The following is a 14,617-nucleotide window of genomic DNA, read 5'->3' on the forward strand; positions in this document are numbered from 1 at the left end:
ACCGTCGTCACCCGGCCCCTACCGCAGGTAGAAGGGGTAGACGAGGTTGTCCGGGCGCAGGTCGAGCAGGTGCACGTAGGCGATGTCGATCCATACGAGGGTGGGCTCCTCCCCCGGGGTCACGGCGACCTCGGTGACCCGGATCCGGGGCTCCCAGGCGGTGAGCGCCTCGCCGATCTCGGCGGCGATCGCGGTGCGGATGGCGGGGGTGTTGGGGGCCATGAGGTGGCGGCGCAGTCCGCAGCCGAAGGTGGGGCGCATGATCCTCTCGCCGGGCTCGGTGTCGAGGACGGTCTCGATGGACTGCCGGATGGCGGCGGCCCCGGTGACCCACCCGAGCCCGCCTCCGCTCCCGCTCCCGTCTCCGCTCCCGTCTCCGCTTCCGCTCCCGTTTCCGGGCCGGAACGGGAACCGCAGCCCGGTCCCGAGCCGGGCCTCGGCGGCGGACAGGGCGGCCGGGCCGCGGCCGCCGGGGGCGGCTGTCAGGGCGTCAGATGCTGCCATGGCGTCCATGCTCCGCCGGGACCGTCACCGCACCGTCTCCCCTGCCCGGGTCACCACCAGCCCTCCTCCCGGAGGGCGGGCTTCATCTCGTTGATGGCGGCGTCGTACTTGGTGTTGAACTTGGACCGGATGTCCTTGACGTCCATCTGGACGGCGGCCTTGAACTTCTCGGCCTGCATCAGATCGAGCTGGCCGGCCCGGTGCTCGTCGGACTCCTTCCACTTGCCCGTGCTCAACACCCGGGGATGGTCCGTCCAGTTGCCCTCGGAGTCCTTGCGCCCGCGGTGGTCCTGCTTGTCCATCTGGATCGCCGGACCGCGTCCGACCGAGAGGTTCTTGATCTTCTTGGTGACGCCTTGCGGCGGAATGTGGTTGATCTCGGTACCGGCGTAGTTGAGGCCGGTCTTCGGGTTCTTCAGCTCGCTGTACCGGCCGCCGTGGTACGCGGGCAGCTCCTTGGGATCGCGGCGGTCGACGCCCACCACCCCGCCGGCGTCCCCGGGGGCCGAGGTGTCGGCGTCGATGGCGGGGAGCTTCTTCGTCTTCGGGTTCATGGCGGCCGTGACCTGCCATTTTCCGCCGGCCAACTCGGCGTCCAGCGTGGTGAAGCCGTACGTCCTCCTGATCCCGGTCAGGGCGTCGCGCAGTTCGGCCGCGTCCTGCGGGTCGCGGTGGGACTTCTCGGCGAGCGCGCCCAGGGCGTGCAGCCCGGCGAGCCAGCGGTGCTGGACGGCCGGGGACGGGGGCGCGGCCTCGGGCGCGACCGGCTTGGCCGGTGCGGGAGCGGGGGCGGCCCGCGCGGGAGCCTTCGCCGGGGGCCGCGCGGCGGGGACGGCCCGGGTGGCCCCCGGTTCCTTCCAGGTGCCCTTCCTCTGTTCGTCCTTGGCCGACTTGGCGGGGACGTGGTCGTTCACCAGGTCCGTCAGGAACTTGTCCGGGCTGAAGTTCACCTCGCCGAAGGCGATTTCGGGGACCTTTCCCGATCCCAGGACGTGTTCCACGTCCGCCCCGATGCCGAACTCCCCCGGCAGCGGGTACTCCAGTTGCCCCAGCGGCCAGTTCCAGCGCTTGTCCGGTGCCGGGGACCACCACGGGCTGTCGAGTTCGACGAAGAGCTCGCCGCCGAGCCCGAGGAACGGCTGGGCGGCGATCTCCATGTGCCCGGCCAGGAAGAACTCCCCGTGCTTGCCCGCCTTCGGATCGGCCACCTCGCGGTAGCCGATCACCGGCGTGGCCTCCACGTACCCGCGTACACCGGCGAGCGCTGCGAGGGCGATGCCCGCCTTGATGTCGTGGCCCACGAGCTCGACGCCCGCGCCGCCCTCGGCCGTGAGCCGAAGGCCCGCGTACGCGGAGAGGTTGAGGGTGCCGGTCAGCGTGAGGCTCTTCAGCACCTCCGGCCTGGTCGACCAGGTGCCGGTCAGCTCCATCTTGTCGAGCGTCGCGGGGCCGATCTCCGCGAGCGCTTCGAGGCCGATGTTCGCGAACAGGAAGACGTTGCCGACCAGCGGGATGCCGTAGGCCGCGCGGACCTCGAACCTCGCGAGCCGCTTGGTGTACTTCTTCGGCTCGAAGAGCGGCTTGTCCAGCTTCGGCTCGATCCTGCCGACCACCGTCACCTCGCCGTGGTGGTCGACGACCACCAGCGCCTCGCCGCGCAGCCAGTCCGCCAGCCGGACCCGGACCGTTCCCCAGCCCGCCACCACCCGGGGGCCGGGCCGCGGCACCGCGGGCTCCGCGGCGTCCGGGCCCGTCGCCCCACCGGTCACCGCCTTCGCGGACGTGACCTGCTCGGGGAGACGGCTGTCCGTCAGCGCCTTCGCCGTCGCGGCGTCGGTGGCGAGCAGCGTCACCTGGCCGTCGAACCGGTCGTTGGCGTGGCGCACGGTTCCCCGTACGTCGACGAGCCCGGCCGCGAACGCGGCCGTCACCTGCCCGGTGAACCCGCGCAGCGCCACATCCACGACCGCCTTCCCGGACAGCGCCCCGTCCGGCCCCCGGACCACCGGCACCTCCACCGAGCCGAGCCCGGCCACCGTGCCCTTCGCGACGGCGTCGAAGGTGACCCGTTCGCCCGCGAGGCCGAGGCTGCCCGAGGCGCTGAGGAAGCCGCCGAGGGTGAAGGACATCGCGCCGGCCTTCACGAAGAGCGCCGGGCCGCGCAGTTCGTTCTCCACCCCCGCCAGCCGCAGACCGCTCACGCCGTGCCAGCCCAGGGCCCGGGCGGAGCCCTGCAGCATGTCGAACAGGCCCCGGCCGTCGTCGAGCAGTACGCCCTTCACCCGGGCCGAGGCGTGCCCCTCCGGTACGCCGCCGCGGACGCGCAGGGCGAGCACCGGCTCGATGCCCTCGGTGCGCAGCGGCAGCAGCAGCGGATGGTGCAACGGGACGGCCTGGTGGCCGTTTCCGGGTCCGGTGGCGATCCCCTGGTCGGTCTTGCGCAGGTGGAGGGTGCCGGCGGCGAGCCCGCCGAGGCGCACGCGTACGGGCCCGCCCGCGGCCCCCTTGCGGTCCAGGTACTCCTCGACCGGCGCGGGCACGTCGAGCGCCGCTCCGCCCTGGAGCGCCAGTTCCTCCCGGGGGACGTCGGGCGCGAGGACCGTACGGGACAGCTCGTCCGCGAGGTTTCCGGCGGCGGGCCGTACGGGCGCGGGTCCGGGGGCCTGCGCGGGTGCCCGTACGGCCGGGGCCGGGACGGGTGCGCGGGCGGGTTCCCGGGCCGCGGGGGCCGGTTCCCTGGCCGCGGGGGCCGCAGCCGCCATCTCATCCCCCCTCGCACAGCGGGTCGTTCACCGGCGGCTCCGGCCGGGGCGGTACCGGCACCGGGGCGGTGGCGGGCGGGGTGACCAGGTCCACCAGGTCGTCGAGGTCCTCCTGGGCGAAGGAGCCGCTCGCGTCCCGGAGGCGGGCGCCCGCGCCCTTGGCCCCGAGGAGTTCGTCGAACGCGTCGGTCTCCGCCCGCCCCATGTCGGCGAGGGTCTTGGTGCCGTCGAAGAAGGCCTTCAGCGCGGCGGCCGCCTCCAGCGAGGGCGGCAGGCAAAAACGCAGGGCGAGCAGCCACCACAGCTGGAAGAGGAAGACCACGATGGGCAGGAACATGCTGAACAGGAAGAACGCCACGATCATGAAGATTTCGAGGGCGAAGGTGCAGGTCCGCGGTACGGTGCCGCCCACCGAGCCGCCGCCGGGCGTGCCGCCGCCCGGATCGAAGGACAGCTGCGAGTCGGGCGGGCTGGTGATCGCGACCCCTCCGGGCCCGGGCGGTGCGGCGGCCCGGGCGGCCAGCGCCCGGAAGTCGGGCATGGTGATGGAGATCTTCCGGTTCTTGGTGCCCTCGGGGTCGTAGAACGGTGCGAGCCGGAAGGGTTCGGTGGGCTTGCTCCAGGAGGTCCGCTCCGGGCAGTGCTCGTGGCCCGGGAGCGGGGTGCGGCGTACGAAGCAGCGCAGTTCGTAGACGGAGCGCTCGTCCAGCTTGGGGGCGCCCTGGTCGTCGTGGTCGGCGGAGGCGGTCGGCACCACCCCGAACCACAGCGACCGCTCCGGCGGGGGCGTTCCGTGCGCGCAGTCACCCGAGCGGGCGGGCAGCCGCCACATCGGCAGCTCCTGTTCCCGGTCCTCGGGGCGGCCGGGCGCGGGAGGCTCGCCGAGCCCGCGCCACTGGCCGCCCGCGGGCCCGGCCATCCAGGCCCGGGTCTCCTTCTTCAGGTCGACCTGGTCGAGCAGTTCGCGGTGCGTCTCCTCGAAGGCCGTGCGGTGGGCGAGGTCGGCCCACAGCACGTCCTGGGCCTGCGACAGGTAGGGGCCCGTGTCCGGCCCCGCCCGCCCGCCCTCCGCGAGCAGCTCCGCCGTCAGCCTGCGCGAGAGCGTACGCAGCACCTTGGGCGGCGCGTCCGTCTCCACGTGGCGCCGGCGCATCACGAACCCGACGTCGAGGCCTTCGGCGGACTGCGGGCGCGGCAGCCCGGGCCGGTCGCAGAAGAGCTCGACGACGACCGCGTAGAACCGCTCGTGGCTGGGCTGGTAGAGCTTGCGCAGCCGGGTGCGGACCAGCCGGTGGGTGGCGAACCGGGCCCGGCCCGGGCCGCGGTCGGCGAGGCCGACGGGCACCGGGAACGACCAGACGTCGTCCTCGGGGTCGAACTGCAGCGAGTCGCGCGGATCGGCCACGAGGGCCCGTACGAACTCGGCGGAGGCGTACTTCTGCAGCGCCGGGGCGTGCGCCGCGGGATCGAAGCGGTCGAAGTGGCCGCGCTCGCACGCGTACCAGGGAGCCAGCACCTTGAAGCCGTGCCCGGGGCCCGCGGCCGCGGTCACCAGATGTTCCCGGCGCCGGGGGTGTAGGCCGGGGAGATCACCACTTGCTCGGTGACCAGCGTCCCGCACTTCACCAGGCCGCTGAAGGTGGACAACGGGGCGTTCACCGCCACCATGGGCGCCTTGACGTCGACGGACACGTTCGCCTGCACCTCCACCGCGGTCGGGGTCAGCCGCACCACGCAGCCGCCGCTGTGCCGGATCGTCACCTGCTGGGCGGCGTCGTCCAGGGTCACCTCGTGGCCGGAGGCCATCGTGATCCGCACCTTGGCCGCGCCCCGGGTGTCGTCGAACTCCAGCCTGCTGTCCGCCCTCGACCGCAGGACACGCAGGTCGTTCGCGTCCTGCGGCTCGTGCGGCAGGGCGGTGCGGCCGTTCCAGGCCGCGCCGAGGACGTACGGGCGGCGCGGGTTGCCCGCCTCGAAGGCGACGACGACCTGGCTGCCCACCTCGGGCAGCACCAGCAGGCCCTGCTCGTCGTCGGCGTACGGGGAGCAGAGCGTGGCCCAGGCGCGTACGTCGCGGTCCCCGTCCGTGCCGAGCCAGGGGAAGCGGACCTCGACCCGGCCGAGCCGCTTCTCGTCCACGATGTCGGTGACGAACGCCGGGTAGACGCCGAAGTATCCGGGTGCGGAGCCGTCCACGGGCGCGGGCAGGGACATCACACCACCTCGTTCAGGCTGGGGCGTTCGGCGTCGAAGCGGGTGCGGAAGCCGTGGTCCGCGTCGAAGGTGTGCCGGATCCGGGTGACGGTGTACCCCTCCCCCTCGAAGGGGGCGCCGACCGAGCGCAGCACGAGGCGGCCGCCGACGACGAGATCGGGGCTGCCGTTGGTGGTGCCCGCGACGGTCACGAACCGGCGTCCGCGGCGCAGCATTTCGGCCCGCGCCCAGGTCCCGGCCTCCTCGGCGGTCAGGGCGGCCTCCCGCACGCGCAGGCTGGTGCCGGGTCCCAGGGCCCGGGCCAGGACCGCGGCCCCGGTGCGGCCTCCGGCCGTCTCGGCCTCGACGGTCTCGGGGCCGGCCCGTTCGTCGACGATCTCGCGCCGGTCGGCGTCGTACCCGGTGACGACGACCTCGCCGCGCTGGTGGGCGAGGTCGGCGCAGAGCCGCACCGCCATGAGCTCGCCGCCGTAGACGAGGGTCTGCGGGGTCGTGCCGCGGCTGCCGCGGGGGCGGAAGTGCAGGGTGCGGCCGGTCGCCCACAGTTCGGCCTGGACCAGCCGGGCCCGTTCCCGCAGGAAGGCCAGGTCGCTCTGGTTGAGCTGCTGGAGGACGTCGTAGCGGGGCCCGGGGACGTCCGCGTCGGCGGCGAGCCCGTGCTCACGCGCCAGCTCCTCGGCGACTCCCGCGTCGCTGGTGTCGTGGTACGTGCGCATCCGGCGGGTCATGCGCAGCCGCATCAGCGCGTCCTCGGCGTGGACGAGGACGAGCGGGGGTTCGCCGTCGCCGAGGAGGAGTTCGAGGCCGGAGACGACTCCTTCGAAGACGTACCGCTGGCGGGAGGGCGGGCCGAGGGCCACCTTGAGGGCGCTGCCGAGGCCGACCGTGGAACCGTCGAGGTGCCGCAGCCGGTCCTGGGGGCCCTTGGCTCCGGCGCCGACGGCGAGGAAGTGCCCGCGCAGCGTGCGCAGCCCTTCGACGCCTTCGGCGACCTCCAGGCGTACGCAGTCCCGTGCGAGGTCCTTCACCAGGGAGCCCCCGACTTCGAAGACGGGCGATACGGTCGCGATGGCCGCCTCAGTCATCGAAGCCCTCCGCCGCGACGCGGGCGGCGAGCCAGGCGGCCCGTTCGCAGGCCTCGCGGTGGTGTTCGGCGGCCTCCCATGTCCCGCCGGCCCGGTCCGCTCCGGCGCCGGGCGGTGCGGCGCCGCCCGCGGCCGGCACGACGTCGGTGTGCAGCTCTCCGATGTACACGCTCATGGCGGGCCTCCTCGCGGTGTCCACCTCAGGGTGGTCGGGCCCGCGTCACGGCCGCGTTGCTCGCAGTCGGCGGCGGCCCGGCCGGGCGCGGCGGCCGGCAGCCGCTCCCAGGGGGCGGCCGCCGGGTCGGGCGGCGGGATCTCCTCGCGCCGGGCCCGGTCGGCGAGGCTGCGGGCGCCTCCGGCCCGGACCTCGGCGAGGGTGGCGGGGTCGGCGCGGGCCCGCAGCGGTATGCCCAGGCCGTAGCCGAGGGAGCGCCGGTCGAGCGCCGGCGGCGGGGCGTACCCGGCCGGCCCTGCGGGCGGGGCCGGTTCCCGTAGAGGCGGGCGGGCCGGCGCGGCCGGCACCTCGAAGCTCTGCCGGGCGCGTGCGGTGGCCGCGTCCGCGGCGGCGCCGGCCACGATGTCCGCCGACGCGGCGATGCCGCCCGCCGCGCCGAGGACGAATCCGGCGAGTGCGGGATCCGCCCCCGGGCCGCCGCCGGTGCCCAGGGCGGCGGCCAGGCCCCCGACGGAGGTCGGGGCGGCGTCCCCGGCGAAGCCCGCCGAGAGGCTGATCCCGGCCGCGGCCGCGAACCCCGCCGAGACCTCCGCGCCCAGGTGGACGGCGGCTCCCGCAGCCAGGGTCAGCGGGCTGTCGAGCCCGCTCATCGCGCCGCGCCAGGCCGCCGGGTCCAGCCCGAGCCGGGACAGCAGCTGCTGGGCGGACTCCCCGTCCCGGGCCTGCACGACCTGTTGGGGCCGGCTGGTGCCGGCGGAACCGGGCGAGGCTCCGGTGCGCTGGTCGCCGGCCTCGGTGGCGGTGCGGGCGTCGCGGGTGCCGGGGCCCTCGTCGTGCGCCTGGTACGCGAAGTTCTGCTCGACGACGGTCACCCCGACCTTGGCCCGCAGCGGGGTCCCGTCGGGGGCGAAGTGGTCGAGTTCCTCGGTGACCTGCGTGACGATGCCGTTGTAGCGCAGGGTGCCCCAGACGAAGCGGACGGCGGGCGGCGGGTCGGAGGCCTTCGCGGGCGGTTCGACGAACTGCCGCACCAGGGCGGTCCAGCGCCGTACGTCCACGTACTGTCCGCCGCCGCGCTGTTCGGCGGTGTCGAACTCCAGGTCGAAGGTGAGGGTCGAGCCCTCCTGGGCGGGGTGCTGGACCTTCTGGCTCTTCGTGGTCGCCCCGCCCCGGTCCACGTTGTTGTTGCGGCTGATCCGCAGCGTGGCCGGGTTGAACTGCACGGCCAGCGGCCTGCTGCCCTCGGCCTCCTTGACCAGCGGCGGCCGGTCCTTCCCCGGCTGGGCGGTCACCGTGAGCCGCTGCAGGGTGGCGTGGACCAGGGCCGTCACGGGGTCCGCTCCAGGCGCAGGCCCTCGTGGGCGATGTGCAGTTCCTCCACGGCGATCTCCCCCGTCCTGGCGTTGAGCGTCGGTCCGGTGATCTTCAGCGGCAGTCCGCGGACGAACGTCCAGTGCGCGACCACCCGTTGGCCGGCCGGATCGAGCACCTCCACGTCCCCGTCGTAGCGGGGTACGGGGGCGCCGCCGGCGACCATCCCGTGCAGCCAGTCCCACAGGCCCGTGTCGGCGCTCCCGCCGTCGGCGGCGATGAGCATGCCGCGTTTGAGGACGAGCGGCTGGAGCCTGACCCGCCCCGCCCGGCGCACCACTTCGTCGTTGGCGCCGCCTTGCAGGTACTCGCGCACGTCGGCCTCCAGGGCCAGCCCGGCGCACTCCTGGAACCCCCCGTCGCCGAGCCGGTCGGGGGCGCCGTCCGGGGCGCCGGGACCGGCCGGACCCGGGCCGGCCGCGGCGGGGCCGGAGGTAGCGGCCTCGGACGGCGGGCGGGGGATGTCGGGCGGGGGCGCGGCGGTCCGGCCGGGCGCGGCGCTGCGGGTGAGCCGCACCCGGAACCTGAAGGCCTGTACGAGCTCGGGCACGCTCACCTCATGTCACCGCCACGGCGCCGTCGGCGTCCTGCGCGATCCGCAGGACGAGGTACTCCAGGGGCTGGGCGGGGGCCACGCCGATCTCGGCGACCACCCGTCCGAGCCCCCCGGACCAGCCGGGGTTGAGGCGCTCGTCGCACCGTACGAAGAAGGCCTCGTCCTCGGTGTCGCCCGCGAACGCGCCGCTGCGGTACAGCCCGCGCAGCAGCTGGACGACGGCCGCGCGCAGCGCGCCCCGCAGCTGCGGGGTGTGCGGTTCGAAGGCCAGCCCCTGCGCCTGCCGGTCCAGCACGAGCCGGAGCATGGTCATCAGCCGGCGCACGCTGAGCTGGCGGTGGCCGGGATCCCGGGAGAGGGTGCGGGCCGAGGCGAGCCGGTAGCCGTCGCGCTCGGCGCGGAACACGTCGACGCCGAGCAGGTGCAGCTCGTCGCAGTCGGCGTCGCCGAGCCGCTGCGCGGCGGTCACGGCTCCGGCGGCCAGGGCGTTGGCCGGGCCCCAGGGCAGTCCGAGGCTCCGCTCGCGCTCGGCGATGATCCCGGCGGCGAACCCGCAGGGCGGGACGTAAACGGCCACGCGGTCCGGGTCCTCGGGCGCGACCACCCCGAGCCAGGGGTGGTACGCGGCGGCGTACGTGCTGTCGAAGGCGGCCCGCCAGCGGGCGACGGCCCGGACCGGGAGCCCCGGCGGCACGTCGAGGAGGGCGACGAACCGCCGCTGGCGCTCCGCGAGGGCGACGAGCCGCTGCTGGCGCCGCAGGATCTCGGGCAGTTGGGCGGCGCCGTCCAGGAGCAGGGCGCGCGGCCGGGCCGGGTGCAGGGTCACGGGCGCGGGCGGCGGCGGGCAGGGCGCGAAGCGGCCGCCGACCTCCCTCGGCGGGGTCTCGGTGGCGGGTACGGACTCGCCGTACTGCCACAGCAGATCGGGTACGCAGAGCAGCGCGACCTCGGGGACCAGCGCCATCCGGTCCATCCCGGCGGCCGGCCCGGACCCGGGCTCCTCCGCGCTCTCGGCGCCGCCGACGGGCAGCAGTTCGACGGGGACCGGCCCCTGGAAGCTGTCGGCGCCGATGGCCCCGTAGCGGTCGGCGCCGGGGCGGACGGGGCGGGAGAGGGCGGAGCCGAGGTACGCGTCCGGCGGGAGCAGCGCCCCGGGCCACGGCCCGTCGGGGGCCACCAGCAGGGATTCGGCGGCCAGTACGGAGGCGGCGTACCGGGGGTGCTCGGGGCCCAGGCCCAGCTCCGCGAACCGCTCCCGGCGGGGGTACGCCGGGTCGCCGTCGGCCACGGTGACGGTGGCGGTGACGGGCTCGGCCTCGACGGTCAGCGGGCGGGAGCCGCGGCCGGTCGAGCCGCCGGCGCCGGGCGGCCGGTCCAGGACCGCGACCCGGCGGCGCGGCCCCGACGCCTCCTGCCGTTCGGCCAGTTCGAGGACGCGGAAGAAGCTCCCGGCGGCCGGCAGCCCCGGCCCCCGTACCCGCAGTACGGAACCGGCCGGCGGGGTGCGCCCCTCGGGCAGGGCCAGCTCCCGGCCGTTCGCGGCGGCCTCGAACTGCCCGGCGCCGGTGAACTCCCAGCGCACCGAGAGCCGTCCGCCCCAGCTCCCCTCGTCCCGGGCGCGCAGCCCGATCGCGCAGGGTGCCCCGCTGCCGGGGTCGGCGCCGGGCGCGTCCGCGCGGGCCAGCGTGGTGTGGTGCAGGGCGCGGGCCTGCTCGGCGGCGGGGTGCGGGGCGCGCGGCAGCGGGGCCACCCGCAGCACGTGGGCCCGTACCCCGCCCTGGGCGAAGAAGGCCCGTACCGCGTACGGCAGCAGCCCGGGCCCCTCGAAGCCGCCGAAGTACCGCTGGTAGTCGCTCCAGCGGTCGACGGCGACCGGCTCGTCGACGGGCCCGCGGGGTGCCACGCCGACGAAGCCCGCGATGTCCAGGCGCACCGGCCGGAAGGAGGGCGCCGGCCGGCGGGTGTCCCGGTAGACCCCGGGCGCCCCGAGGCGCGGTCCGGGCGGGCTCACAGCGACTGGAAGTCGATGCGTTCGGCGACGAGGTGGAGCTCCTCCATCGCGACCTCGCCGCCGCCCTTGCCCGTGAGGGTGGGGCCGACCCACTTCTTGGGCTGGGCGGCGCGCAGCACCCAGGCGCAGACCGGCCGGCGTCCCTCGTCGTGCAGGGTGACGGTGACGGTGCGGGCGTCGTACTCGCCCTCGCGGGTGGCCTTGATCCAGTTGAAGAGCCGCAGGTCGCCGATGATGCCGCGTTTGAGGGTGACGTCGTTGGTCGTATTGGTGTTGGCGATCTTGCGGACGTGGTTCTCCGGGTCGTTGCCGTTGCGGTATTCGGAGAACTTCACCTCGTTGCCGGCTCCGCTGAAGTCGGAGAACCCGCCGGCGATCTGGTCCTCGCCGCCGGTGTCGCCGAGTTTGACGAGGAAGTTGAAGGCTCCGTAGGGGTTGTTGCGCGTGGCCATGGGGGTACCTCCCGTTCTGCGGGGCGTCAGTTGCGCTGCGCGTCGGCCGTGAACTGTCCGATGCGGAACACGACGAACTCGGCGGGGTAGGTGGGTGCCACGCCGATCAGGCAGATCAGCCGCCCGTTGTCGAGGTCGTTCTGGGTCATGGTGGTGCGGTCGCAGCGGACGAAGAAGGCCTCTTCGGGCTTGGTGCCGAGCAGGGCTCCGGTCCGCCAGACGGTGATCAGGAAGTCCTCGACGGTCTGCCGTACGGAGGCCCACAGCCGCTCGTTGTTCGGCTCGAACACGGCCCACTGGGTGGACTTCTCGATGGAGTGCTCCAGGTAGATGAAGAGCCGGCGCACGTTGACGTACTTCCACTCCGGGTCCGAGCTCATCGTCCGGGCGCCCCACACCCGCCGGGCCCGGCCCTCGAAGAAGCGCAGGGCGTTGACGCCCTCCGGGTTGAGGACGGACTGCCGGTCGTAGGTGACGTTGGCGGTGAAGTCGTTGATGCCGAGGAGGACTTCGTTGGCCGGCGCCTTGTGCACCCCGCGCTCGGCGTCGCTGCGGGCGTACACGCCGGCCACGTACCCGGAGGGCGGCACGTCGATCACCGGCGGCGGTGCGCCCGGGTCGGGGCGCCGGCCCGGGTCGGTGATCCGGACCCAGGGGTAGTAGAGCGCGGCGTACGTGGTGTCGAACTGAGCGCGGAACCGGCGCACTTCGGAGATCGAGCTGTCGCGGGGCGGGTCGACGATCGCCATCCGGTAGCGCAGCCGCTCGCAGTGCCCGATGAGGAGGTCGACGGCGGTCTTCTGCTCGGCGGCGGCCAGGGTCACGGTGTCCGGGAGGGCGACGATGGCGATGTCGTCGATCTCGGCCAGCGCGCCGAGCCCGCGGGCGGGGTCGGCGAGACTGTCGGGGTTGGCCTCCTTGCCGCCCAGGTCCTGCGCCGACAGTTCCAGCCCGTCGCCGCCGCGGGTCAGGTGGGCGCCGGGCTGCCCGAGGGTGAGCAGGGCGGCGAGCCGGGCGCCGGGGGTGGGCGGGGGCGTTCCGGCCGCGGGCCTTGCGGTGTCCAGCCAGACGAGGGAGAACTCGTCGGCCGGATCGGCGGCCTGGAGGACGTTGCCCACCGAGCGCGGGTGCCGGTCGTCGAGCTCCAGCTCGTTGTACACGTCGACGCGATCGCCCAGGCGTACGGTGACGGCCAGTGTCAGGTGGAAGACGGCGGTTCCGGCCGCGACGGGCTCGAAATCCCCCTGGCCCTTCAGATAGCCGAGGACCCCGTCGGCGCGGCGGACGACGGTCCTGACGTTGGCGGGCACCGGCGGGGTGTCGTCGGAGAGGGAGGGCACGCTCCCGCCGCCGCCCAGCTGGACGAACTCCACGGCGGCGCCCGCCTGCACGCCGGTGAGCCGGGGCACTCCGTCGCCGCCGGCGACGAGGATGTTCTTGCCGCGCCGGAAGGTCACGGTGACGGCGATCCGGGCGCCCGCGGAGCCCGGCCAGCGGGCCCGCCAGTACAGCAGCGGGGTGCCCGTCGCCGGGACGGCCAGGGAGGCGAAGTTGGCGTCGACGGCGGGGGGCGCGTCCTCGGCGGCGCTCGCGGGGACGAACGGGAAGACCCGGGAGACGTACAGCCGGCGCCCGCCGTTGGCGAAGAAGGCCCGGGCGGCGAGGGCGAGCTGGCAGTCCTCCTCGCCGATCTTCAGTCCGCCGAAGGCCCGTTCGTACTCGGTGAAGCTCGTGACCAGCGCCGGTCCGGGCAGCACGGTGGGACCGCCCGGCAGCCGGTAGGGCACCGGTCCGTACTCGGTGCGCCCCGCCATGGCGAACGTGCTGGTCGGCACACCCTCGATGGACCGTGAACGGAAGCTGGTCTCCTCGACGTAGACGCCGGGGGTCAGGTACTCGGGCATGTACGGGTCTCCTCGGTCACGGGTCAGGCGGGGGCGTGCGGCAGGTCGGCGGCGTGGACCACCTGACCGACGGTGAGGGCGCGGACGGTGTCGGCGGCGGAAGTCCGGTACCCGGCCGGGCGGGCGGTGCCGCGCAGCACCGCGTTGTCGAGGTCCTGGGGGCGGGGCGGGTTGGCGCTGCGGAGGATCGGCTCGGCGACGAGGTCGGCGAAGAGGTCGGCCGGCGGATCGCCGGGGGCGCCCGCCCCGGGGTCGGGAGCGTGGGTGCGCAGGGCCACGGCGAACCGGGAGGGCGCCGGGTACGGCAGCACCCCGACCCCGTCGATCAGCAGCAGCACCTGGCCGTACTCGTCCCCGTGGGCCCAGCCGAGCGGGACGCCGCCCGGCCCGAAGGCGTCCACCCGCGGCCAGCGCACGGGGGTGGCGGCGGCGTCCGGGCGTACGACGCGCAGCCGCAGGCCGGTCGTGCCCGGCGGTACGGGGTAGGCGGGGCCGGGCAGCAGCCAGGGGATCAACAGGCGGGAGGCGGCGGGCACATGGGGGGCGGTGGGCGGCCGCTCATCGGCGCCGGAGAGTTCGGCGCGGGTCCACAGCGGTATGCGGAAGCGGCGGGGTATCCAGCGCCGGGCGGGGTCGTCGACCCGTACGGTGACGGCGGCGGGGAGGCCGCCCGCGGTGGCGTGGCGGAGGACGAACCCGGTGGCGCCGTGCCCTTCGAGCGGGCGGACCGGGTCGTCCCGGCGGCCCGGTACGGGACCGCTCTCGTAGCCCACGCGCAGCCCCGGCCCGGCGGCGGCGCGGCTGCGGGCGTCGAGGGGCCGGACGGCCAGCGCGAGCCGGTGTAGTACGTCGACCGGTCCGGCCTCCACGGCGATCGGCCGGTCCGGACCGCCGGAACCGCCGGTCCCCGGCGTCATCGGAGCGGCCCCGCCGACGACCCGGCGGCGACCACGGTGACCTCGCCCGCGGCGGGCCCGGCCGGACCGTCGATCCGGATGACCCGGGCGACGTACGGCAGGCAGAGCCGGTAGTCGGTGGTCATCGCCTGGAAGGCCTCGCTCATCGAGTCCATCGCCAGCTCGTCGGGGACGATCTGCACCGAGTCCCCGGCGAGCCAGTCCCCGCTCGGGTGCAGCAGCGGCCCGGTGAGCAGGCCCTCGCCCTCCAGGATCCGGGCGACCAGCCCCAGCCATTCGAGCTCCGCCTCCACGAACTGGTCCCAGGCGGCGATCATCAGGTGCATCCGCAGCGGCAGCCGCGGCAGCCCGTCCTGGGCGGCCATCGCCGCCAGCGCGGGCCGGGTCTCGCGGTCGATGCTCAGGCGGTAGCAGTAGACGGAGACCGCCGGATTGCGGATGACGGAGCCCGGGGTGTCCACCTTGTCGAAGTCGACGGGGCCGGCGAGGACGGCCTCCGGGCGGCGCCCCGCCGGGATCTCCTCGGCGAAGCGCCGGTTGAGCAGCGCGACGACGCTGCGCCCCACGGCGGCGAGTGCCCGGTATCCAGCCATGGGCCGATGCTGCGGCCCCTCCCGTCACCGGCGCGTTGCGCGGGTCGGCGGCGGCGATGGCCGGGCGACGAAC

13 protein-coding genes are annotated in these 14,617 nt (G+C 75.1%); all 13 read right to left on the bottom strand.

Annotated elements, in window-relative coordinates:
* Positions 1–18: 18 nt before the first annotated feature.
* From ADK52_RS11680 to ADK52_RS11740, 13 genes are read right to left on the bottom strand one after another with little or no spacing between them, the layout of a single operon-like run.
* Entirely contained in the window at positions 19–504 is a 486-nt protein-coding gene (locus tag ADK52_RS11680) for a GPW/gp25 family protein (RefSeq protein WP_107090038.1), read from the bottom strand.
* A gap of 50 nt (positions 505–554) precedes the next feature.
* Positions 555–3,266 carry a hypothetical protein gene (locus tag ADK52_RS11685; RefSeq protein ID WP_053689685.1) on the bottom strand — a complete coding sequence of 904 codons (2,712 nt, stop codon included), beginning with the start codon at positions 3,264–3,266 and terminating at the stop codon, positions 555–557.
* A 1-nt stretch (position 3,267) separates the two neighbouring features.
* The gene (locus ADK52_RS11690; protein ID WP_053689686.1) at positions 3,268–4,818 is read right to left on the bottom strand and encodes a hypothetical protein; all 1,551 of its coding nucleotides are present in this window, start codon (positions 4,816–4,818) and stop codon (positions 3,268–3,270) included.
* Entirely contained in the window at positions 4,815–5,480 is a 666-nt protein-coding gene (locus ADK52_RS11695; RefSeq protein ID WP_053689687.1) for a phage baseplate assembly protein V, read from the bottom strand. The genes ADK52_RS11690 and ADK52_RS11695 overlap by 4 nt, the downstream gene beginning before the upstream one ends.
* The gene (locus tag ADK52_RS11700) at positions 5,480–6,565 is read right to left on the bottom strand and encodes a phage late control D family protein (protein ID WP_053689688.1); all 1,086 of its coding nucleotides are present in this window, start codon (positions 6,563–6,565) and stop codon (positions 5,480–5,482) included. The genes ADK52_RS11695 and ADK52_RS11700 overlap by 1 nt, the downstream gene beginning before the upstream one ends.
* Positions 6,558–6,740, bottom strand: a complete 183-nt coding sequence (locus ADK52_RS11705) for a hypothetical protein (RefSeq protein WP_053689689.1) — start codon at positions 6,738–6,740, stop codon at positions 6,558–6,560. The genes ADK52_RS11700 and ADK52_RS11705 overlap by 8 nt, the downstream gene beginning before the upstream one ends.
* The gene (locus ADK52_RS11710) at positions 6,737–8,071 is read right to left on the bottom strand and encodes a hypothetical protein (protein WP_053689690.1); all 1,335 of its coding nucleotides are present in this window, start codon (positions 8,069–8,071) and stop codon (positions 6,737–6,739) included. The genes ADK52_RS11705 and ADK52_RS11710 overlap by 4 nt, the downstream gene beginning before the upstream one ends.
* A complete protein-coding gene (locus ADK52_RS11715; protein ID WP_182508508.1) occupies positions 8,068–8,661 on the bottom strand; it encodes a phage tail protein in 594 nt (197 codons plus the stop codon). Before ADK52_RS11715 ends, ADK52_RS11710 begins: the two co-directional genes overlap by 4 nt.
* A gap of 7 nt (positions 8,662–8,668) precedes the next feature.
* Positions 8,669–10,678 carry a phage tail sheath subtilisin-like domain-containing protein gene (locus tag ADK52_RS11720; RefSeq protein ID WP_053689692.1) on the bottom strand — a complete coding sequence of 670 codons (2,010 nt, stop codon included), beginning with the start codon at positions 10,676–10,678 and terminating at the stop codon, positions 8,669–8,671.
* A complete protein-coding gene (locus tag ADK52_RS11725) occupies positions 10,675–11,130 on the bottom strand; it encodes a phage tail protein (RefSeq protein WP_053689693.1) in 456 nt (151 codons plus the stop codon). The genes ADK52_RS11720 and ADK52_RS11725 overlap by 4 nt, the downstream gene beginning before the upstream one ends.
* Before the next feature lie 26 nt (positions 11,131–11,156).
* The gene (locus ADK52_RS11730) at positions 11,157–13,034 is read right to left on the bottom strand and encodes a phage tail sheath family protein (protein WP_053689694.1); all 1,878 of its coding nucleotides are present in this window, start codon (positions 13,032–13,034) and stop codon (positions 11,157–11,159) included.
* Positions 13,035–13,057: 23 nt separating this feature from the next.
* Complete coding sequence (locus tag ADK52_RS11735) at positions 13,058–13,951, bottom strand: hypothetical protein (RefSeq protein WP_053689695.1); 894 nt, start codon at positions 13,949–13,951, stop codon at positions 13,058–13,060.
* Positions 13,948–14,544, bottom strand: coding sequence for a DUF4255 domain-containing protein (locus ADK52_RS11740; protein ID WP_053689696.1), 597 nt, complete (start codon positions 14,542–14,544; stop codon positions 13,948–13,950). The genes ADK52_RS11735 and ADK52_RS11740 overlap by 4 nt, the downstream gene beginning before the upstream one ends.
* Between the last annotated feature and the right edge of the window lie 73 nt (positions 14,545–14,617).

Origin of the sequence: Streptomyces sp. WM6372 (genome assembly GCF_001279655.1) — a bacterium.
In the GTDB taxonomy this organism is placed as follows: Bacteria; Actinomycetota; Actinomycetes; order Streptomycetales; family Streptomycetaceae; genus Streptomyces.